Here is a 21,152-nt window from a genome sequence, read left to right as displayed (position 1 = left end):
CGGCGATATGGAACACCGAGGGTTCGGTGACCTGGAAGCGGTCGTGATGGAGCACGTTTGGGATCACGCGGGCCCCGTAACGGTGCGCGATGTCTTCGATGAATTGTCGCGTCGCCGTCAGATTGCCTACACGACGGTGATGTCAACGATGGACAACCTGTACCGCAAGCGATGGCTCACTCGGGAGCGCAGCGGCAAAGCCTACGTGTATCGCCCCCCTATGGGCCGTGAGGAACGCTCGGCCCGCCTGATGAAGGCGGCGTTCGACTCCGGCGGCAATACCAGCGCGGTGCTGTCCTTCTTCGTCGATCAGATGAGCGAGGAGCAGTCCGCGCAACTGAGGGCGGCGCTACGCAAGGGCCGTCAATGATGACCACGGCGATGTGGCTTGCGCTCTACGGCGGTGCGCTGGCCTGGCTGGCACCTTCCGTGTTGCGCAGAATGACCAGCGGCGGCGTGAGTCCTCACATGGGGGTCGCCGCTTGGCTGGTCGCGATCGGCGCCACCCTCATAGCCTGGATGGCCACCCTCGCTTTAATCATCGTCGCCGTTGCGGAGGGTGTGCATGATGCCGAGGCGTTGACCTTGTGTCTTGAACTATTCGGCTTCTCCGACCACACGCCGCTGCCGGGCCGCATCGGGTCGATGGCAGTGATCACCGGGGGTCTGCTGACTTTGTGCATCGTAGCGATACGGGTCTGCCGCTCGATCGCAACGTTGCGCGCACGCAGCCACGAACACGCACACGCTGCGCGGATCATCGGACGCCCCACGGGGAGCTCCGATGTGGTGGTCGTTGACGCTGTCCGGCCAGCCGCCTACTGCGTAATCGGCCGACCCAATGCCATCGTCGTTACCTCCGCGGCCATCGATTCCCTGAACCGCGCGCAGCTCGAAGCGGTTCTCGCTCACGAGGACGCCCACATCTCGGGCCGACACCATCACATACTCATGGTGCTGCGCGCGTTGGCCTTCACCCTCCCTCGGATCCCACTGTTCGCCACTGCGAACGCCGCGGTGGCAGAGCTTCTCGAGATGTGCGCCGATGACGCTGCCGCACGAAGCGTCGGGATCCGCCCGTTGCTCGGCGGTCTGCTCACACTGGCCGGCCACCGAGCGCCGTTGCCCGAGGGGCTGGCAGCCGCAGGAACAGCAGTTCTCAACCGCGCGGTGCGACTGGCGATGCCCACAGCAAGGCACATCCAATGGCGCCACCGCGTCGCCCTAGGCGCAGCCATGACCCTTATGCTCGCCGCCCCAGCACTGATCCAAGTGCTCTGTCACCATTGAGCCAAAGTCGTCGCCGAAGTGGTCCGGTTCGCATCATGAACACCGGTGGTCCGCGATCTCCGGCGTCCGAGTGCGACCAGCTCAAAGTCCAACAGCAGTAGGTCCTCAGCAAATCTTTGGGCAGTCGTCGGCATCGGGATATCGGCATCGCAATTATCTACGGAGTAAAACCGTAGATAACCTGCAAAGACGAGTCGTACCGTCCCTGGGGACCTACATGGCTATGAGACGAAAACGCCTTGTTGGCAACATCATCAAAGCTAACGACGCGACCAGGATCGCCTACGTGCGGAGGGTGTTCGCCGCCATGTCGCGGGCAGGTCACAGCATCGTGTCAACTACAGCGCGACGACTCATGTCGACGATGTGCTGCTACAGTCGGCAACATCGTGAGAGACATCGACGCGGATTCACATCGGCGAGGGCGCGCGGTCGTCGCCGCGCTCATCGCGTTCTGGATTGTGATCGTCGGCGCCGAGTGGGCTCTGCCCGGAACCGAGCCGGCGTCTCCGCACGGCCCGCACGCGTTGTTTGCCAGCGCCGTTGGTGCGCCAGCGTCGGTGACCGTCGATCACCCGCACGTCTCCGAAGGGGGACCCATTTCGCCGGAGATCGCCGTCGAAGCGGTGCTGCCGCGGGGGACCGTCTCCCTGGCCACCTTCGGCGTGATCCTCGTCTTCGCGATGCTGGTGATGTGGCGGCGGTCGGCACCGACCGCAGTACGCGGTCCACCGCGCTGCTCACCTCAGACGATATTCGGTCGACGCCTACTCGAACAGCTCTGTATCGCGCGCCGCTGATCGGTCAGCGCCAGGCCCGTTCCTTCGTGAATGAGGCCGGTGTCTGCTGTCCGTAATCAGCAGCCGCGCGATAGGCGCGGCGTCAACAGAAATGACTTGCAGCGATGAAGAACGTGCTGTCGATCCACCATGCCCATGATGCCCACCTTGCCCGACGGCGCCGACTGGGCCGCTACGGCCGGCCGGCCACCATGGTCGGTCAGACGCCGGTGCTGCGCATCGGGGCGCCTTTCACCGACGGTGAGCGGGGGTTCTGGGCGAAGCTCGAAGGGTTCAATCCCGGAGGAATGAAGGACCGCCCGGCTCTGCACATGGTAGAACGCGCCCGCGCCAGCGGCGCTCTGGTACCGGGGGCGCCTATTGTCGAATCGACTAGTGGCACATTAGGTTTAGGGCTCGCTCTCGCGGGAACCGTATATGGTCATCCCGTCACCCTGGTCACCGATCCGGGCATGGAACCGATGATTCAACACATGCTGGCCGCGTTCGGTGCGCGTATCGACCTGGTCGAGGAGCCGAATCACCAGGGCGGCTGGCAGCAAGCCCGCCGTGACCGCGTTCAACAGATCTTGTCTACCGATCCGCACGCCTGGCATCCCGATCAGTACAACAACCCTGACAACGTCGAGGCCTATCGCGGGCTCGCGATGGAGTTGAGGGAACAGCTCGGCTCGATCGATATCCTGGTGTGCTCAGTGGGAACGGGGGGGCATTCCGCCGGCGTGGCACGAGTGCTGCGGGAGTTCAATCCGGACGTGCGCCTGATCGGTGTCGACACGATCGGGTCGACGATCTTCAGCCAACCCGCGAGCACCCGTCTCATGCGCGGGCTTGGGTCGAGTATCTACCCGGGCAACGTCGACTACGGCGCCTTCAACGAGGTGCACTGGGTCGCTCCAGCAGAAGCGGTGTGGGCTTGCCGTACCCTTGCCGCCACCCATTACGCCAGTGGAGGCTGGAGCGTGGGCGCAGTGGCACTCGTGGCAGCTTGGGCCGCACGAACCAGCTCCGCGGAGACCACGGTGGCGGCCGTCTTCCCCGACGGGCCTCAACGCTATTTCGACACCGTCTACAACGACGACTACTGCCGTCAGCATGGTCTGCTCGGTGTCGAGCCACCGTCGCACCCGGACACCGTCGAAGATCCGCTCGCTCAGGCGGTCACGCGCTGGGCACGGTCCACCAAGGTAGTCGACCCCAGGCGGTTGATCTCGCGATGAACCTGGCGTCTGAATTTCGCAGCTTCGGTTGGCCGAGCCGGTTGCTGATGGTCAACCAATTCGGCATCAACCTCGGCTTCTACATGTTGATGCCGTACTTGGCCGGCTACCTGGCCGGTCCGCTGGGGCTCGCCGCCTGGGCCGTCGGCTTGGTTCTGGGGGTCCGCAACTTCTCCCAGCAGGGCATGTTCATCATCGGCGGCACGTTGGCCGACCGCTTGGGCTACAAGCCGCTCATCATCGCCGGCTGCCTTCTGCGCACCGCAGGCTTCGGCCTGTTGATCGTCGCCGATTCACTGCCGGCTGTACTGATCGCCTCGGCAGCAACAGGATTCGCCGGGGCATTGTTCAATCCGGCCGTGCGGGCGTACCTGGCCGCCGAAGCCGGCACGCGCCGCGTCGAAGCATTCGCCTTGTTCAACGTGTTCTATCAGGCTGGGATTCTGGCAGGGCCTCTGGTGGGTTTGGCGTTGATGTTCATCGATTTCCGCATCACCGCGGCGGCTGCCGCGGTGGTCTTTGCCGGCCTGACGATCGCGCAGCTCTTCGCCCTGCCGCAACGCACCGCACCGCCGGCGCGCGAGAAAACCTCAGTTCTGGACGACTGGCGAGTGGTGGCGGCCAATCGACCGTTTCTGCTCTTCGCCGCGGCAATGATCGGGTCGTACGTGCTGTCTTTCCAGGTCTACCTTGCCATGCCCCTGCAGGCCAGAAGCCTATTTCCCGGCAATGATTCTGTCGTCACCGCGTTGATCTTCGTGATCTCCGGGCTGGTCGCGGTCATCGGACAGATGCGCATCACCCGGTGGTTCACGCAGCGCTGGGGCTCGAGTCGCTCGCTGGTGATCGGGATGGTCACCGTGTCGGTCGCATTTGTGCCGATGATTGTGCTGCCCGACGACAACCGAGCCGGGCGGATAGCCGCAGCCGCGGCGCTGCTGGTTGCCACCGCCGTCTTGGCGGTGGGCTCGGCCGCGGTCTTTCCGTTCGAAATGGACACCGTTGTGTCGTTGGCCAACGACCGACTAGTCGGCACCCATTACGGTTTTTACAACACCATTGTCGGTGTCGGCATTCTCGTCGGCAATCTGGTCACCGGGACGCTGGTGCAGGCATCGGTGAGGGTGGGGGCACCCGAACTGCTGTGGATCATGCTGAGCCTCATCGGGTTTGCCTCAGCGCTCGCATTGTACCGATTGGACCGCAAGGGGCGTCTTCAGCCCGCGGAGGCGACGGTGAATGGCGCGAACACCGCTTGAGCAGTAGCGGCGGCAGGCGTTGTTTGACAGTTTCGCGACAGGATGCGTCGATATCTACGTAGTAGATACGTAGATGTCGTACAATGGGTGAAACCGGCAGTCCTGACTGGAAACAACTTCGTACGTCGCCGGTGCCACCGACCAAGGAGCCCACACGACCGACGAAATCGGGCGCCGGAACAGCGGGCTATCAGTGGATGCCGGCACCGGCCGCATCCGCTTGCTGCTGTGCGAGCCGCGACACATCTACGCCGCGACGCTGGCTCGACGACTGCGTGCCCTCGATTTCGTTGTTGCTGTCGCGTATTCCGATTCTGCCGCGGTCGAGGAGCTGCGCTGCGGCGACCCCGACGTCGTGATGGTGTCCGTTGGTGCAGATGGAGCGCGGCTCGCCACGCTGGACCGTCTTCGACAGGTGGCTCACGTCGGTGTCGTCGCACTTACCGATGCAGAAATCACCCCTTTGCTGCCACGAGAGACAGTTCCGGCTGTCAGCGATGTGGCGCTCATCATCACTCGCATTCGTCGGGCACTCAGGCACGCCGACGTCGGTGCGGAGTCGGTGCAGAACAACGGTGCAGTGACGCTGCGCACGATCGGCGACCTCGTTGTCGACGTGAAGGCGCACCGTGTGCACCTCAGCGGGAGCACCTTGGCGCTCACTCGTACTGAATTCTGCATTCTCGCCGCGCTGTCCACATGTCCGAACGAACCGCTGACGTGGCGGCAGTTGGAAGAGATCGTCTGGGGCACCGCTGGTGGCCGTAGCCGAGCCGCATTGGGAGTCCATGTCGGCAAGCTGCGTCGCAAGCTTGGCGAGGACCCGTCATCCCCTCGATATCTGCATACAGTGCGGGGCGTGGGCTACTTTCTCGGCTGCTGAGTGGACGCACGGTGCGCCGGCCGTCCGGCGGGGCCACAGAACACGGGCCGGGGGGAATGCGGCAGAGGCTGCGTCACGTCTCGATGATGCGTACGACGTACGGTGTCATCCCCGACATCCGCACCGGTGACACCTTGATCGGAACACCAGTCTGCTGTGCTTCCAGCATCTGGCCACCACCAAGGTAGATGGCTTCGTGCTGACTGCCCCCAGGTCCCCAGAAGAGTAGATCCCCTCGCTTGGCCTGCGAGGGTGGCACTTTGCGTCCGGCATCATATTGATCCCCGGAATAGCGCGGAAGCAATATTCCTACGCCGGCGAACGCGTACCTCGTCAGGCCGGAACAATCGAACCCAACGGTTCCCGCCCCGGAGTCCACACCGCGGCTAGGCCCATTGAGGCTTCCCCCGCCCCATGAATACGGAACTCCGATCTGTGTCCCGGCTCGCCGAATGACGTACTCGACGGCCTGCGCGCCGTACACTCGGCCGCCGCGGACACTCGACTCCGGACTCGCTGCAGGACTGAGAATGCCTAGGCTGCTCAGGAACTTACGGCCCATGTCCATGGTCGTCTGTGTCGCAAGCGCGCTCGCCTGCAGGGAGGCATTCGCAATGGCGATTGGGTCGCCCGGCGCGCCTGCACTTGCCATCCGCGGCAGCAGCGGATCCCATACTCCAGCAGTGGGTTCAGCCGAAACGACGGGGGAGAATGCGATAGACAATGCGGTGAGCAATCCAAGACCGCAGCCGACCCGGCGCACTACTGCACGGAATTTGTTGATCACGAATGGCGACGTGTGCCGGTCAACGCGACGACGGGCCGTATGTGCGCGTTGCGCAGTAAGTTTCACGCCGACTCGATTCTTCGTGCGCCGCCAAATGCCGGTTTCGCGCGTCATGTCCAACCATGGCCGGCGACTCATCCGAGCTGTGCAGCAATGACTTACGTAGCAATTACGTAGAAAAGCGTAACTCACATCTGCCCCGTAGGTAACATCTGTAACAGAACTACACGCGTGGAATTTCCATCGATACTGGTGGCAACATATTGCGGCTGCCGTATTTTCTGCCGAGGCGAGGCAGCCAAGAGCTGCGCTCAAACAGCATTCGCGGCCGCGGAGTCGATTGTTCGGCGCCCGCGCCTGAGGAACCTCGCACGTGGAGAGTCACCCATGGGGGATTCGATTCCGAATAGCCTGAGAAGACGACAGTGTCGGGCGTCCGCCCGGGTCTCCAGGCGGCCCGGGGGGGAATGCGATGCGAACGATGTACGCCGCGGTGAGCGATGTGTACAAGCAAGCCTTGCGCGGAGACGTCCCGTGACGAGTCCGCGGGGCTGAACACGTTCGCACGAGCGCATCATGAGTCGGCGGGCGGCCCCTAGTCGGGCAGGCTCAGAGGTTGGCGTTGCCGGCCTTCCATTGCGACCACGGGATATTCCAGTCGCCGAGCCCGTCGGTTCCCGCCAGAGTGGGCCCCGTTGTGTTGACGACTTCGACGATGTCGCCGCGCTTGGTGTTGTCGTAGAACCAACGCGCATTGGCTGGGTTGACGTTGATGCATCCGTGGCTGACATTGGCGACGCCTTGACTACCGACAGACCACGGCGCGGAATGCACATAGATGCCGCTGTAGGACATCTGGGTGGCCCATTCAACTTCGGTGCGATATCCGTCGGGGGAGTTGACCGGCACTCCATATGTGGAGGAATCCATCACCAGGAATGAGTAACGGTCGCCGATGATGTAGGCACCGTTGTCGGTCGGCGTCTTCGATTTGCCCATTGAGATGGGCATGGTCTTCACCACTTGACCGTTGCGCCGGACAGTCATCGTCTTGGTGGCATCGTCGGCCGTGGCGATGATTTCGTCGCCGATCGTGAAACGCCTGGTGACATCGTCCTGGCCGAAGAGGCCGTCGCCGAAGTCGACGCCGTACGCCTTCACCGAGACCTCGACGCTGGTGCCCGGGTTCCAGTAGTCGCTGGGACGCCAACGAACTTCTCGGTTGTTGAGCCAGTAGAAGGCACCTTCAACGGGTGGGTTGGTTTTCACGGTGACCGCTTGCTGTGCCGCTAGTCGATTCGTGATGTTCTCATCGAACCGAATCGCGATGGGCTGGCCGACGCCAACGGTTTCTCCGTCGTTGGGTAACACGTAGGGCATCGTCAGGTTGTCCGGCGAGTGGGTTTCAAAGGTCGCCGTCGTCCTGGTCGCCCCGCCGAGGCCCAGCGCCTCGGCCTCCAATGTGTACTGCTTGTTGTAGCCCAGCGGCTCAGCGGATGACCAGGAAACTCCGTCGGGGCTCAGCTGCCCGTTCACCAGCTCACCGGCTTCGTTGGTCAATGAGACCTGGCCGAGGACTCCGCTTCCGGCGGTCACGCTCACCGGGGAGTCGACGGCGACGCCGATCGCACCGTCGGTCACCGACGTCTCCAGGCTCGGCACAAGCAGGTCGGCGAACGGGGTGCCCTTCTCCGAGATGGCTTCGGGCTGGGGCGCAGCTGCAGGTGACGACGAGCAGGCGGCCGAGACCAGGAGCACAGCGACAGCGATGACAGTCGTCCGCAGCCGACGCGTCGTGAATCGCCACGGCGGGGGGCAGGCTGGCATCGGGGTGGCTCTCCTACTTTCTGGGGTCGGGGGGCGTCGTCGTACTGTGCGGCCAAGCGTCGTCGGGGCGTTCGAGCGCGACGTACTTGATGGGTCACCTCGAAGTGTGGTGCTCGACCCGGTTGGCTTTCTTAATCCTTCGATGAAGATTTGGTAAAGGGCGGGGCGCCGAAGTCGGATCGAAGCGCGCGGCGACATTGCGTGCGGGACATGAGTCCAGCAGCGACGTATCTCCGCGATCCTCCCTACGTATCAGCAGCGGGCGAAATCGCCCCGTGTGGCACCTGCAGCCTCACACTTGCGCATATACCCCATGGGGGTAAGCTGTTGTCATATACCCTGTGGGGGTATAGTTTGAGAAGGACGGAGATGATCTCGTGAGCACAAGCAAGTACGCCGTCACCGGCATGACCTGCGGGCACTGCGAGCAGTCGGTGCGGGAAGAAGTCGGCGAGGTCGCCGGGGTTCAAGACGTCCAGGTCAGTGCCGCGACGGGCACGCTGGTCGTGACCGCCAGCGGTCCGGTCGACGACGCGCAAATCCTGCATGCCGTCGAAGATGCCGGCTATTCGGCGGTGCGTGTCGCATGAACGCCACGGGGCGGTTGGCCGCTTTCGGTGCCGGACTTGCTGTGGCGTTCACGGCTGCGTACGTCACCGCAGCGGCGGTCGTACCCGACGCCGCGGTGACGGCTACTCAGCACGTTGGCGCTGATCCGGCGACTGATCACAACGTGCCGACCGAGCAGGCGTTGCCGGTGTCACCTCTGCCCGTTGATCCGCCTGGGTTGTCGCTCGCTCAAGGCGGATACGCGCTTAGCGCGGTACGGGCACCCGGAGCCTCCAGCGGTCCTGGCAGCTTGAGCTTCACCATCGCTGATCCCAGCGGCACGCCGCTCCTGGACTACGCCACCGTGCACGACAAGAAGCTGCATCTCATCGTCGTCCGTCCTGATGGTCAGCATTTCGCGCACGTCCACCCAGTCCTGGATCAGACAACCGGCATATGGTCGACGCCCTGGATGTGGAAGGCCGCCGGCACCTACCGGGTGTTTGCGGATTTTCAGCCCGCCCAGGCCAACAGCACCAAACTCACGCTCACCCGCACGGTCGACGTGGCCGGCGAGTTGGCCCCGTCGCCCCCACTGACCACACGCATCTCGGATGAGATCGCCGGGTACACAGTGGAACTCGACGGTGCGCTCACCGCGGGCGTGTCGAAGCAGCTTACAGCGAAGATCACCCGTGACGGCGAGCCGGTGACGGCACTGATGCCCTACCTGGGGGCATACGGGCACCTCGTCGCGCTGCGTGAAGGTGACCTGGCGTATCTGCACGTGCACCCCGAGGGCGCTGAGCCTGTGGGGGACCGCACCGGTGGCCCAGCGGTGTCTTTCGCGGCGACCGCACCCACCGCCGGTCGCTACCTGCTCTACCTCGACTTCAAGGTCGACGACACCGTGCACACCGCCACGTTCGTCGTCGACGCCGCACGCGGCGACACCAATCAGCCCGCACGAGAACCGTCGCGCGACGCGGGCCATGCCGGCGGGCACTGATGACCTCCGTCCGACCCAGAAAACTGAAAGGCACTGGCACACATGACGACATCAACACCCGTGTCCGGCCCGAGCGTTGAGCTACGCATCGGAGGAATGACCTGCGCCTCCTGCGCCAACCGCATCGAACGCAAGCTCAACAAGATCGATGGCGTCGCGGCAACAGTCAACTACGCGACGGAGAAGGCCACCGTCACGGTGCCTGACGGATACGATCCCGCGCAGCTGATCGCCGAGGTGGAAAACGCCGGATATAGCGCCGCGCTACCCACACCGGAGAAGCCCGCCCCGCCTGGGGACACAGGCGAGACCGAAGACCCCGACATGGTGTCCCTGCGCCACCGGCTGACCGGTTCGGTGCTGCTGTCGGTGCCGGTCATCGCGATGGCGATGATCCCCGCGCTGCAGTTCACCTACTGGCAGTGGGCGTCGCTGGTGCTGGCTGCGCCGGTGGTCGTCTGGGCGGCGTGGCCGTTTCACCGCGCCGCCTGGGCCAACCTGCGCCACGCCACGGCGACGATGGACACGCTCATCTCCCTGGGCACCTTATCGGCCTTCCTGTGGTCGCTGTACGCGCTGTTCCTCGGGACCGCCGGCACCCAGGGAATGAAGCATTCGTTCGAACTGACACTCGCACCGTCCCACGGCGCCGCGAACATCTACCTCGAAGTCGCCGCTGGCGTGACGACATTCATCCTTGCGGGGCGCTACTTCGAGAAGCGGTCCAAGCGGCAGGCCGGTGCGGCGCTGCGCGCCCTACTGGAGATGGGCGCCAAGGAGGTGTCCGTGCTGCGCGACGGCGCGGAGTCGAAAATCGCCGTCGAGGACCTGATGGTGGGCGACGAGTTCGTCGTGCGCCCGGGAGAGAAGATTGCCACCGACGGGGTGGTGGTATCGGGGACATCGGCGGTCGATGCCTCGATGCTGACCGGCGAATCGGTCCCCGTGGAGGTCGGTTCAGGTGACACCGTGGTCGGTGCGACCGTCAACGCTGGCGGCCGCTTGGTGGTGCGCGCCACCCGCGTTGGTTCCGACACCCAGCTGGCGCAGATGGCCCAACTGGTGGAGAACGCCCAAACGGGCAAGGCCAAGGTCCAGCGGCTGGCCGATCGCATCTCCGGCGTCTTCGTGCCGATCGTCCTCGCTATCGCGGTGATCACACTCGGCGCATGGCTGGGCGCGGGCTTCCCGGTCGCGGCAGCCTTCACGGCTGGGGTGGCGGTCCTGGTCATCGCCTGCCCCTGCGCGCTCGGCTTGGCCACGCCGACCGCACTTCTGGTGGGCACCGGTCGCGGCGCGCAAATGGGCGTGTTGATCAAGGGCCCTGAGGTGCTGGAGTCCACCCGCAAGGTCGACACCGTGGTGCTGGACAAGACCGGCACCGTCACCACTGGGAAGATGACCCTGGTCGACGTCATCACCGCCCCGGGAACCGAACGTGTGGACCTGCTCCGGCTGGCCGGCGCATTGGAAAACGCCTCGGAGCACCCTATCGCCCAAGCCATCGCCATCGCCGCCACCGAAGAACTCGGGACGCTGCCCACCCCTGAGGATTTCGCTAATGCCGAAGGCAAGGGCGTGCAGGGCGTCGTCGATGGCCACGCCGTCGTCGTGGGACGTGAATCACTGCTCGCCGACTGGTCTCAACGCCTCAGCCCAGAGTTGGTGCGGGCGAAAGAAGCGGCCGAAGCGCAAGGCAAGACGGTGGTCGCCGTCGGCTGGGACGGGCAGGCTCGCGGCGTATTCGTTGTCGCGGATACGGTGAAACCGACCAGTGCTGAAGCGATCTCACAGATGCGCGGGATTGGCCTGACGCCTGTGCTGCTCACCGGCGACAACGAAGCCGTCGCCCGCCAGATCGCCGCCGAGGTCGGCATCGACACCGTGATCGCCGAGGTCATGCCGAAAGACAAAGTCGACGTCATTGTCCGGCTGCAATTCGAGGGCAAGACCGTGGCGATGGTCGGTGACGGCGTCAACGATGCGCCCGCTCTGGCTCAAGCGGACCTCGGCCTGGCGATGGGTACCGGAACCGACGTCGCGATCGAGGCCTCCGACATTACTCTGGTGCGCGGCGACCTGCGCAGCGCCGTCGACGCGATTCGGCTATCCCGCAGAACGTTGTCGACGATCAAGACGAATCTGTTCTGGGCGTTCGCGTACAACGTCATCGCCATACCGGTCGCAGCCCTGGGCATGCTCAACCCCATGCTCGCCGGCGCGGCAATGGCGTTCTCCAGCGTCTTCGTCGTGGGCAACAGCCTTCGACTGCGCGGCTTCAAATCCACATCCACATCCTCTGCCCCTACCCACTAAACCCTTATTGCACCAAGGAGTACCCATGTCCGACAACAAGAGCCTGACGTCGCGCTGCTGCTGCAGCGGCTCGACACAAGACCTCGGCACGATGGTCACCAATCCTGCGGCCACAAACCTCCTCGACCCCGCAACGGACGAGACGACATGCCCGGTGATGCCCGGCACGTCAGTGAACAAGACGACCGCCGAAGCCGCGGGCCTGTTCCGCGACTACCGCGGCCGACGGTATTGGCTCTGCTGCAAAGGATGTGGACCGCGGTTCGACCGAGACCCCGACAAGTACGCCAGCGCGGCGTGACTGAATCCCGGACCCCGCGCCGCATCGCTCGTAGCGGCGCCCCCGCTCACAGCACGAAGGATCTGCCATGACTCACGTCGACGAGAACGTCACCGACTGCCCGGCATCGGGTTCGGTCCACCACGGCTACATCACCGAAAAGGACAGATACGTCAAACGCTTGAAACGCATTGAGGGCCAGGCCCGCGGCATCAGCCGGATGATTGAGGAGGAACGCTATTGCATCGACATCCTCACCCAAGCTGACGCGCTGACCAAAGCCCTGCAAAGCGTCGCGCTGGCGCTGCTCGACGACCATCTTCGGCACTGCGTTCGAGACGCTGCTGCCGCCGGGGGACCGGCCGCCGACGCCAAACTCACCGAAGCATCCGAAGCCATCGCCCGACTCGTGCGGTCATGACCCACACCGGCGGTGCACCGACGCCGCCGCGGTGCTACAGAGCCGCGCGAACCGACACGTGAGACTCCTCAAGGAGAGCACAACATGACTAACCACGATGAGCACGCCATAGCGACATCGCACGCCGACGTTTACGCAGACAATGACGGCCACGGCGTGCACGCCATTCAGGACACGAACGTCCACCACGACAACCATGCTGACCACGGGGGTCATGCCGGCCACGGCGCCGATCATGTTGCTGTGTTCCGGAAGCTGTTCTGGATCAACCTGATCATCGCCATACCGGTCATCGCGTTCTCGACCATGTTCGCCATGCTGCTCGGCTACGCAGTGCCCGACGTCCCCGGCGGCCGCTGGATCGCGCCACTACTGGGCACGGTCATGTACATCGTCGGCGGTCGCCCCTTCCTCACCGGCGCCGTCAGCGAAGTCCGCTCCCGCAAACCGGGAATGATGCTGCTCATCGGTCTGGCCATCACCGTCGCATTCTTCGCCTCCTGGGGTGCGAGCCTGGGCCTGCTCCACCACGAACTGGAATTCTGGTGGGAACTGGCGCTGCTGATCGTCATCATGCTGCTCGGCCACTGGGTCGAAATGCGCTCCCTGGCTCAGACCACCTCCGCGCTGGACTCACTGGCCGCGCTACTTCCCGATGAGGCCGAGAAGGTCGACGGCGACCGCGTCATCACCGTCGCGCCCGCCGATCTGCAGGTGGGAGATCTGGTGGTCGTGCGACCCGGTGGCAGCGTCCCCGCCGACGGCAGAATCGTCGACGGACGTGCGGACATGGACGAGTCGATGGTGACCGGTGAATCGCGGGCGGTGGCCCGCGGCGTCGGAGATGCGGTGACGGCTGGGACTGTCGCCACCGATTCCGGGCTGCGGGTTGAAATCACTGCCACCGGCGACGATACCGCCTTGGCGGGAATCCAGCGCCTGGTCACCGAGGCGCAGAACTCGTCCTCGCGAGCCCAGCGCCTCGCCGATAAGGCGGCGGGCTGGCTGTTCTGGTTTGCCCTAGCGACCGCCGCCATCACTGCCGCGGTGTGGTCGATTGTCGGAGATCCCGACGCCTCCGTCGTCCGGGCGATCACCGTGCTCGTCATCGCGTGTCCGCATGCGTTGGGCTTGGCGATACCGCTGGTGGTGTCGATCGCCACGGAGCGCGCCGCGCGGGGAGGTGTGCTGATCAAGGATCGCCTGGCACTGGAAGGTATGCGCACCGTCGACGCCGTCCTCTTCGACAAAACCGGCACTCTGACTAAGGGTGAGCCGACCGTGACTGCGATCGAGGCCCGCGGTGACCTCGACGACGACACCGTGCTGGCCCTGGCGGCCGCCGCCGAGGCTGACAGTGAACACCCTTTGGCGCGGGCCATCGTGAGAGCCGCCAAGGAGCGCGCACTCACTGTGCCGCGCGCCAGCGGCTTCTCCTCCTCTCCGGCGGTTGGGGTGACTGCCACGGTTGGAGAGCGCGAGATCCGGGTGGGCGGCCCCCGCCTGCTCGACGAGATTGGCGGACAGGAAGTCAGCACCGCCAACGCGTGGCGGGAGGAGGGTGCAATCATCTTGCACGTCGTCCGCGACGGCACTGTGCTCGGCGGGCTGCGCCTGGCCGACGAGATCCGCCCCGAATCCCGCGAAGCGGTCGATGCCTTGCACAAGCTCGGCGTCGAGGTCGTCATGATCACCGGTGACGCTGAGGCGGTCGCCCTAGCGGTGGGCCAGGAACTCGGCATCGATCGCGTGTTCGCCGGCGTACGCCCGGAGGACAAGGCGTCGAAGGTCTCTGCTCTGCAGCGTGAGGGCAAGAAGGTGGCGATGGTCGGCGATGGTGTCAACGATGCTCCCGCGTTGGCGCAGGCCGACGTGGGCATCGCGATCGGCGCCGGCACCGACGTCGCCATCGCCTCCGCCGGTGTTATCTTGGCCAGTTCGGACCCTCGCTCGGTGCTGTCGGTGATCGAGCTGTCCCGCGCTAGCTACCGCAAGATGAAGCAGAACCTTTGGTGGGGAGCGGGTTACAACCTCATCGCGGTGCCTCTGGCTGCCGGTGTGCTCGCACCGATTGGATTTGTGCTCCCGATGTCAGTCGGCGCAATCCTGATGTCTCTGTCGACGATCGTCGTGGCGCTCAACGCACAACTGTTGCGCAGCCTCGACCTGAGTCCCGAGTCAAGCACCCGCGCGGTCCTCGATCGCTGATTCCGCGTAGCCCGCCGCAGAGTGTGCTTCAACCCCGCACGGGCACCTCAGCGTCATCCGCCGTGATCGTGATCGCCGTGCCTTTCCTGCGAGGGAACCGTAGATGGCGGCGGAGCCGCCGGCGGTGCAGGCGCCGTCAGCTCCTCGGCAGGCTCAATCACCGCCGGCGGAATGACCGACTCTGGATGGCCAACGTCGGGGCTGTTCACCGGCCCGATTTCCGTGCCGGGATGGCTTTCCTCCGCCGGTTCGGCGCCAGTGCCGTGGTGGTCACCGGGGGCATCCTCGTTCGCCGTCCCATGGTGATCGGCGTCTGCGCTCGCTGGGGCGTGATGGCCGTGCCGTATCCCCGAAGCGACTCCAATGGTGGACGCCAGCGCCACGACACCGGTTGCGCCCAAGAGGATAACGGCGCTGACGAAGGTTGATACGTGCTCGCCTTGCGGACCTCGGTATAACACCCACCCAGCACCCATCACGACGTAGATCTGTAACAGGAGTGCGCAGAGGTCGGCGGCTTGCACTAACTCCGGCTGCCCTGCGTTCGGGCCGAACGGGGATCCAGCAGTCCTCGATAAGGCCCATAGCGCAATGGCTCCCACGTTGAGCAGGATGCCGGCGGCGAGCACTGGAGCTGTAGTTCGGGTTAGCACCACCCGTGCCCAAATAAGCTGAGACGACGCGATCGCGGCGAAGAACAGCCCCGCGAGCATCCACTCTCGCCAATGATTCGGCACGACGGCGAAGTGGATCACCGAAGCGCCGATAGAGGCCAATGCGGCAAGGCGAGCCGCCAGCCTGCTGTCCGTCTTCGTTGCTGTTGTGGGCGCCACTCGTCCGATGATGACAGCACCGTCTGGGCCGGCAACTATGCGACATCAGATCTCAACTTGACCGAGATTCTTCCGTCATCCTTTCCGTCAGCGCGCCACTCCCCGCCAGAGCGGTTCTTCTAGCGTTCAGAGGTCCTGGCTAAGCAGCGAGGGGCGGCGGCGACCATCAGCGGCCGCCACCTACTGTAGATCTACGTCGATCACGGCTAGGGCTTCGCGCGCATGCAGTTGCCGCCTTCTCGACTCGTACAGAGCGCGGCGCGAGTGCCAGGCGTGGCCACCGCCAGGATGCTCGCCGAGGACGCCGACCTGCACCACTTGGCCGTACCCGCCGCTCACGATCAAATCCAGACCGGCGATGCACCCGGGTCAGGACCGCACCGATCCGACCCCAGGAGGCGACGGTCTGGGACATGAGCATCGCCGCCGCGGACATCAGCACACTTCCCGTCACAGCCAGTTAGGCACCTATGCCAAGTCGTGGTGCGGCACCGGCGCGCCCGCGACAACACGGCAGGGCCCAGCACCGTCAGCACATCGCGTTCGCGAGCAGGCACACGGCCAGGCTCATCGGTTGGAAGTCCCTGAGCCGCGGCGCCGGATCACGTCCTCGAGCCCCGCTAGTTCCTCTGGGCTCATTTCGTCGACGAAGTGCATCAGAACAGCGGTGGTGTCCTCCTCGCTGTTGCGGAGGGCTTCGCGCATCAGTCCAGCGATGTGTTTGGCGTGGCTCAGGGTGGTGCGGTAGCGGTAGGCCTTGCCTTCGCGTTGCCGTCGCAGATGCCCTTTGCGGTGAAGGTTTTCCATCGTCGAGAGCACGGTGGTGTAGGCGACTTCGCGGTCGGCGCGCAGCTGATCGACCACCTCCCGGACGGTGCCTTGTCCGTCGGTGGCCCACAGCTGGGCCATCACCACGGTTTCCAGCTCACCGAACACCCGCACCGATACCACCTCTTCCGCTCACTATGCCGTGCATGGCTCTTCGCTGCGGCCGGTCTTCGTCGGTGGGGGTCCTGGATCGCGATTACCGGCGCGACGCGCGCCAACTACTATCTCGGTACCGAAATAGTAGCCAAGGCGTTCTTGAACGGAACCGCCTGAGGGCGCGCTTGAGCTGGGCTCTTGTGCCGCTTGAGTGCTGCGTTACATCTTCCCCGCGCAGCATGGGCACGGTTCCTTCATGTCGGCGCAACACATGCACGTGTCCATCGGCATCGCCATCATCGCCTCGCTGCAGCACCACATCAGCGGCTTCGCGCCGCCAGCGCTATAGATGACGGCCATGGGGTCCCCGCCGGTGGCGTCGAAGTAAATTTTGCCGGTCGCCGTCTGACCCTGAGCCAACGTGGCAGCGGAGATGCCTTGCGGAGTCGCCAATTGCCACAGCACCGGGTAGTTCCCGCCGTCAGATGTCGCGTTGAAGTTGGGGATCACTGGCGTCGAGGTGCCCGAGATCGCCGTCACCGTCGCGGTCGCCTCCCATAGCTGCCCGGCCACCGGGAATCCTGGCGCCACGTCACTGCTCTTCTTCAAATCCGTTACCGACCAGTCCTGCATGCCACCGCCATCAGCGACCTGCTGATGCGACCCGAAGCGGTGCGCACAGTTCTCCGCCCCCGACGCTACCCCGGCAAAACTCACCCCCAGCATCGCCGCCATCGCCACCACAACCGTCATCAGAGAGAACTTGCGCACGTCTGGCTCCTTTTACCGCGCCCCGGTCACCGACCGCCCGGCATCTCCTATGTTCGTACCGAGATAGTAGATGATGCTCGAAGTCGATCGGCATGGCGTGGTGACAAGGGAGCTGCCCTCATCCGAGTCCGAAGGTTTCCGTGTTCGCGACGTCCACCTCCTGCTCCTTCGATCCCGGTCAGCTGAAGATGAGGGTGTCGACGAGCACGTAGGCGGCGACGGCGAACACCAGGTAGGCGAACCAGCGCTGCAGCCGGGTGGTGTTGGTCTTGGTGCCGAAGTATCCGGCAACCAGTGAGGTGGCCATCGCGGCGGCGACGAAGGCGGCGGTGACCTGCCAGTCGACGTTGATTCCCTGGAGGTGAGAGAAGACGCCGGTGACGGAGTTGGCGACGATGATCAGCAGCGAAGTGCCGACGGCCGTAGACATTTCGACACCGAGGACCACCACCAGTGCCGGGATGATGAGGAAGCCACCGCCGACGCCGAACAGTCCGGTGAGCAACCCGCCAGGAGTCCGGCACCGACCGATCGGGGTGCGCAGCGGCGCCAGTTGACCTGGCCCGCGTCGATCTTGCAGGCCGTGCCGGTGGCGCCCTGGTCGGTCAGCATGCGGATACCGGCGACCACCATCACCACCGCGAATCCGATCATCAGTACCGACTGGGGCAGGTGCGCGCTGATGGCGCTACCGGCGACCGTGGCAGGTATACCGCCGGCGGCGAAGATTGCGGCCATGCGCCACCGCACCTGCTTGGCGCGGATCTTGGGCAGCATCCCGACCGCTGAGGCCGCGGCGACGACGATCAGCGAGATGGGTATCGCCTGCTCGACGTCGAAACCCATCCCGTAAACCAGCGCCGGAACGGCGAGAATGGACCCGCCGCCGCCGAGCAGACCCAGCAGTACGCCGGTCAGCGCACCCAGGGCCAGGCCTATCGCGATCGCCATGACAGTTCCGCTACCCGTTCGATCGGCGCCGCATCATCGCGGCGCCGCACCCATCCCACGTCGCCTTGCCACACACCCGGCAGGTAACGGCGTCACACATCCTGTGAAGTCCTTCCTTCGTGTGTCTTGTCACACTGCGGCGTGGACGTCGGCCCACGCGTTGTACCCTCCGAGCAAGTCGGATACCTGCCTAATGCCGTTGGCGCGCAACAACGATGCAGCCACACTGGAGCGCCAGCCACCGGCGCAGTGCACGACGATCGGCTTGCCGGCCGGCACCTCGCCGAGGCGCAGACGCAAATGGGCAAGCGGGATGTGCAGGGAGTCGGGGATGGCGCCGCCCTCGCGCTCACCCGGGTTGCGGATGTCGATCAGCGTCACCGCTCCTTCGGCCAGCAGCTTGTCCAGTTCGGTGACCGTCGTACGCGGTGCGGCCTGCACGAGGTCGGCGAGCGCAGCCGGGAACTGCCCGTCGCGACTCACGTTGAGGTAGCCGATGGCGTCGTCGGAGCCGATACGCGCCAGCCGCAGCGCCGCCTGCTGCTCTTCACCGGGATAGGTGATCAGGGCGATCTGCTCACCAACGTCGGCGACCATGCCGCCAGTCTCGGCGAACCGGCCGTCGAAGCCGACGTTGACCGTCCCGCGCAGGTGCCCAGCGGCGAAGTCCTCCACGCTGCGGGCATCGAGCACCCGCACCCCCGCGTCGAGTGCTGCGCGGATCTGCTGCGGCGCCATCTCGGGCACAGTGCGGTCGGCCTGCAAAAGGGGGTGAATGCGCTTGTTCATCGCCGCGTCGGACGCGAAGTACGCCGGTGCGGCGGGCTGACCCGCGGTCAGCATCGCGACGAAGGCATCCTCGGGCATCGGCTGCACCGACGGATTGCGCACCCGCTGTTCACCGATGGTCGAAGTGAGTTCAGTCGAGAGGTTCTTTCCGCACGACGAGCCGGCCCCGTGCGCGGGCACCACGGTCACGCTGTCCGGCAGCAGCATGAGCTTGTGGTGGATCGTGCGGTACATCGCTCGAGCCAGGTCAGTGGTCGAGCTCTCACCGATGTTGGCCAGATCTGGGCGGCCGACATCACCGATGAACAAAGAGTCACCGGTGAGCACGGCCACCGGCTCGGCCCCGGCACGCTCGCGAACGAGCACACTGATCGATTCCCAGGTGTGGCCCGGCGTCGACAGAATCTCCAGGTCCACCTCGCCCAGCGACACGTGCTCCCCGTCAGCCAGCCGGCGTATTGGGTAGTCGGTCTCGGCGGCCTCACCGAACCCGATCCACGCGCCGGTCGCATCGACCAATTCCAGGTGCCCGGAGACGAAGTCGGCGTGAAAGTGGGTGTTGATCACCCCTTCGATCGTCAGACCGAAGCTGCGCGCGTCTGCCAGATAATCGCTGATGTCGCGGCGCGGATCGACCACGACAGCGCGACCGGTGGTTTCATCGCCGATCAGGTACGACGCATGCGACAGACACTCGATGTAGTACTGCTCCAAGATCATCGACCATTCCTCTCAAACCGAGTCGGGCACCGATTCGCGGCGGCCCGCTGTACATACCTACGATACCCCCCGGGGTATCTAGTCCCAGGCGACCTATACCCCCGGGGGTATGCCGCTGTTGTCGACGACAATACCCCCAGGGGTATAGGATGGCAAGCGGCGGGACATCCACTTATGCCCGGCGGCGTTTGACACCGGCCCTTTTGGGACGGGAATGACGATGCGCACGGGATGGTTGACCAGCCTGCCGAATACCCCCACGGGTAATCTGGTAGCGGCGACGAAAGGAATGACCATGGTCGGAGACCAAGAGGCGATCGATGCAGTCCTGAACAGACTGCGCAGGGCGCAGGGCCAGCTCGCCGGCGTCGTTTCGATGATCGAGCAAGGACGTGAGTGCAAAGACGTCGTCACACAGTTGGCCGCTGTTTCTCGCGCGCTTGACCGCGCCGGCTTCAAGATCGTCGCGACGGGATTGCGAGACTGTGTCACCGGTGAGCAGTCCGGCGCCGACACTCCGATGACCGAAGCGGAACTGGAGAAGCTTTTCCTCGCGCTCGCCTAGCCTCGGCAGAGGACTGATCGGAATTGCGGACCGTCGAGACGGGCACCTCTGGCCTAACAATCCACGTGATCCCCGCTGACCAGCGGCGAATCTGCAGCTGGTCGTGCGCGGAGCGCGTCAGCGCTCGGTCGTCACCCGGTCGAGTAGCGGCCGCAGGTCTTCGGCCAGCAGTGCCATGAGGTAAACCGCGGCGACTCTGTGTTGGCGGTCGAGGACCATCGTGGTGGGGACCACGCTGGTCGGATAGTTGCGTCCCAGGGTGATCAGGCTGCGCAGCGATGGGTCGTAGATGGAAGGGTAGCCAACGTTGCGGTCGGTGACGAAGTCACGTGCGGTGTCCCTGTTGTCGCGTACGTCGATACCCAGGAATTGCACCCCTCGGTCGCGATATTCGGCGTAAACCGTTTCCAGTTCGGGAGTTTCGGTGCGGCATGGCGCACACCAGGAGCCCCACACGTTGATGACGACGACCCTGCTGGTGAAGTCCGAGAGCTGAATCTGTTCGTCGGTGAACAAGTCTGGGCCGCGCAGATCGCCTATGGTGCCTCGTGTGGAGGGGGGGTCGTAGAAAATCGCGGTTTTGCCGCCCGGAGAGACGAAGTCGAACGTACCGCCTTGTGCCACAGCGTTCTCGCCGGTGCTGCATCCGGTCAACAGCGCTGTGGTCAACACGACCAGGCCTGCGATGACGGCGCCAGATCGCCTAGGGCTAGTCACAGGTCCTCCTCGAGGGCCAATTTGGTATCCACG

The 21,152-nt window shown here is 64.7% G+C and carries 20 protein-coding genes and 1 pseudogene; 13 read left to right on the top strand and 8 right to left on the bottom strand.

The window, feature by feature from the left end; translation table 11 throughout:
• The first annotated feature begins 7 nt into the window (after positions 1-7).
• The 6 genes from Q2100_RS06255 to Q2100_RS06230 all read left to right on the top strand — a co-directional run bounded on the left by Q2100_RS06255 (position 8) and on the right by Q2100_RS06230 (position 5,452).
• A complete protein-coding gene (locus Q2100_RS06255; protein ID WP_302913282.1) occupies positions 8-370 on the top strand; it encodes a BlaI/MecI/CopY family transcriptional regulator in 363 nt (120 codons plus the stop codon).
• Positions 370-1,290: a M56 family metallopeptidase gene (locus Q2100_RS06250; protein WP_302913281.1), complete on the top strand. Its 921-nt coding sequence runs from the start codon at positions 370-372 to the stop codon at positions 1,288-1,290. The genes Q2100_RS06255 and Q2100_RS06250 overlap by 1 nt, the downstream gene beginning before the upstream one ends.
• A 389-nt stretch (positions 1,291-1,679) precedes the next feature.
• Entirely contained in the window at positions 1,680-2,090 is a 411-nt protein-coding gene (gene lpqS / locus Q2100_RS06245; protein ID WP_302913280.1) for a putative copper homeostasis (lipo)protein LpqS, read from the top strand.
• A gap of 104 nt (positions 2,091-2,194) precedes the next feature.
• Positions 2,195-3,310 (top strand): PLP-dependent cysteine synthase family protein, encoded by a 1,116-nt coding sequence (locus Q2100_RS06240; protein ID WP_302913279.1) that lies wholly within the window; start codon positions 2,195-2,197, stop codon positions 3,308-3,310.
• The gene (locus tag Q2100_RS06235; RefSeq protein WP_302913278.1) at positions 3,307-4,569 is read left to right on the top strand and encodes an MDR family MFS transporter; all 1,263 of its coding nucleotides are present in this window, start codon (positions 3,307-3,309) and stop codon (positions 4,567-4,569) included. Before Q2100_RS06240 ends, Q2100_RS06235 begins: the two co-directional genes overlap by 4 nt.
• 193 nt (positions 4,570-4,762) lie before the next feature.
• On the top strand, positions 4,763-5,452 hold the full coding sequence (locus Q2100_RS06230) for a winged helix-turn-helix transcriptional regulator (RefSeq protein ID WP_302913277.1): 690 nt from the start codon (positions 4,763-4,765) through the stop codon (positions 5,450-5,452).
• A 73-nt stretch (positions 5,453-5,525) separates the two neighbouring features.
• Here Q2100_RS06230 and ripB read toward each other — a convergent pair whose 3' ends face one another.
• Together ripB and Q2100_RS06220 are read right to left on the bottom strand one after the other, a co-directional pair.
• On the bottom strand, positions 5,526-6,353 hold the full coding sequence (gene ripB / locus Q2100_RS06225; RefSeq protein WP_302913276.1) for an NlpC/P60 family peptidoglycan endopeptidase RipB: 828 nt from the start codon (positions 6,351-6,353) through the stop codon (positions 5,526-5,528).
• 495 nt (positions 6,354-6,848) lie between these two features.
• Positions 6,849-8,066: a L,D-transpeptidase gene (locus tag Q2100_RS06220; protein WP_302913275.1), complete on the bottom strand. Its 1,218-nt coding sequence runs from the start codon at positions 8,064-8,066 to the stop codon at positions 6,849-6,851.
• Between the two features lie 377 nt (positions 8,067-8,443).
• Between Q2100_RS06220 and Q2100_RS06215 the strand changes: the two genes are divergently transcribed.
• From Q2100_RS06215 to Q2100_RS06190, 6 genes are all read left to right on the top strand, one after another.
• Entirely contained in the window at positions 8,444-8,656 is a 213-nt protein-coding gene (locus Q2100_RS06215; protein ID WP_302913274.1) for a heavy-metal-associated domain-containing protein, read from the top strand.
• Positions 8,653-9,624 (top strand): DUF8832 domain-containing protein, encoded by a 972-nt coding sequence (locus Q2100_RS06210; RefSeq protein WP_302913273.1) that lies wholly within the window; start codon positions 8,653-8,655, stop codon positions 9,622-9,624. Before Q2100_RS06215 ends, Q2100_RS06210 begins: the two co-directional genes overlap by 4 nt.
• Before the next feature lie 42 nt (positions 9,625-9,666).
• The gene (locus Q2100_RS06205) at positions 9,667-11,940 is read left to right on the top strand and encodes a heavy metal translocating P-type ATPase (protein WP_302913272.1); all 2,274 of its coding nucleotides are present in this window, start codon (positions 9,667-9,669) and stop codon (positions 11,938-11,940) included.
• Positions 11,941-11,965: 25 nt separating this feature from the next.
• Positions 11,966-12,241: a YHS domain-containing protein gene (locus tag Q2100_RS06200; RefSeq protein ID WP_302913271.1), complete on the top strand. Its 276-nt coding sequence runs from the start codon at positions 11,966-11,968 to the stop codon at positions 12,239-12,241.
• 67 nt (positions 12,242-12,308) lie between these two features.
• On the top strand, positions 12,309-12,641 hold the full coding sequence (locus tag Q2100_RS06195; RefSeq protein ID WP_302913270.1) for a metal-sensitive transcriptional regulator: 333 nt from the start codon (positions 12,309-12,311) through the stop codon (positions 12,639-12,641).
• An 84-nt stretch (positions 12,642-12,725) separates the two neighbouring features.
• Complete coding sequence (locus Q2100_RS06190) at positions 12,726-14,849, top strand: heavy metal translocating P-type ATPase (RefSeq protein WP_302913269.1); 2,124 nt, start codon at positions 12,726-12,728, stop codon at positions 14,847-14,849.
• Positions 14,850-14,902: 53 nt separating this feature from the next.
• Here the strand turns inward: Q2100_RS06190 and Q2100_RS06185 are convergent, their stop codons facing one another.
• From Q2100_RS06185 to Q2100_RS06165, 5 genes and pseudogenes are all read right to left on the bottom strand, one after another.
• Complete coding sequence (locus tag Q2100_RS06185) at positions 14,903-15,682, bottom strand: hypothetical protein (protein ID WP_302913268.1); 780 nt, start codon at positions 15,680-15,682, stop codon at positions 14,903-14,905.
• A 567-nt stretch (positions 15,683-16,249) separates the two neighbouring features.
• Complete coding sequence (locus Q2100_RS06180; RefSeq protein WP_302913267.1) at positions 16,250-16,624, bottom strand: BlaI/MecI/CopY family transcriptional regulator; 375 nt, start codon at positions 16,622-16,624, stop codon at positions 16,250-16,252.
• A gap of 201 nt (positions 16,625-16,825) precedes the next feature.
• Positions 16,826-17,341 carry an MPT63 family protein gene (locus Q2100_RS06175; RefSeq protein WP_328518111.1) on the bottom strand — a complete coding sequence of 172 codons (516 nt, stop codon included), beginning with the start codon at positions 17,339-17,341 and terminating at the stop codon, positions 16,826-16,828.
• Positions 17,342-17,555: 214 nt separating this feature from the next.
• Positions 17,556-18,328: pseudogene (locus Q2100_RS06170) on the bottom strand (sulfite exporter TauE/SafE family protein).
• A gap of 129 nt (positions 18,329-18,457) precedes the next feature.
• Complete coding sequence (locus Q2100_RS06165; RefSeq protein ID WP_302913265.1) at positions 18,458-19,837, bottom strand: MBL fold metallo-hydrolase; 1,380 nt, start codon at positions 19,835-19,837, stop codon at positions 18,458-18,460.
• A gap of 295 nt (positions 19,838-20,132) precedes the next feature.
• Between Q2100_RS06165 and Q2100_RS06160 the strand changes: the two genes are divergently transcribed.
• Entirely contained in the window at positions 20,133-20,402 is a 270-nt protein-coding gene (locus Q2100_RS06160; protein WP_302913305.1) for a metal-sensitive transcriptional regulator, read from the top strand.
• A 117-nt stretch (positions 20,403-20,519) separates the two neighbouring features.
• Here the strand turns inward: Q2100_RS06160 and Q2100_RS06155 are convergent, their stop codons facing one another.
• Complete coding sequence (locus Q2100_RS06155; RefSeq protein ID WP_302913264.1) at positions 20,520-21,119, bottom strand: TlpA family protein disulfide reductase; 600 nt, start codon at positions 21,117-21,119, stop codon at positions 20,520-20,522.
• Positions 21,120-21,152: the final 33 nt, after the last annotated feature.

The organism is Mycolicibacterium arseniciresistens, assembly GCF_030519285.1.
Lineage (GTDB): Bacteria > Actinomycetota > Actinomycetes > Mycobacteriales > Mycobacteriaceae > Mycobacterium > Mycobacterium arseniciresistens.
The sequence above is the reverse complement of the archived record's forward strand: the minus strand, read 5'-3'. Positions and strand labels throughout refer to the sequence as shown.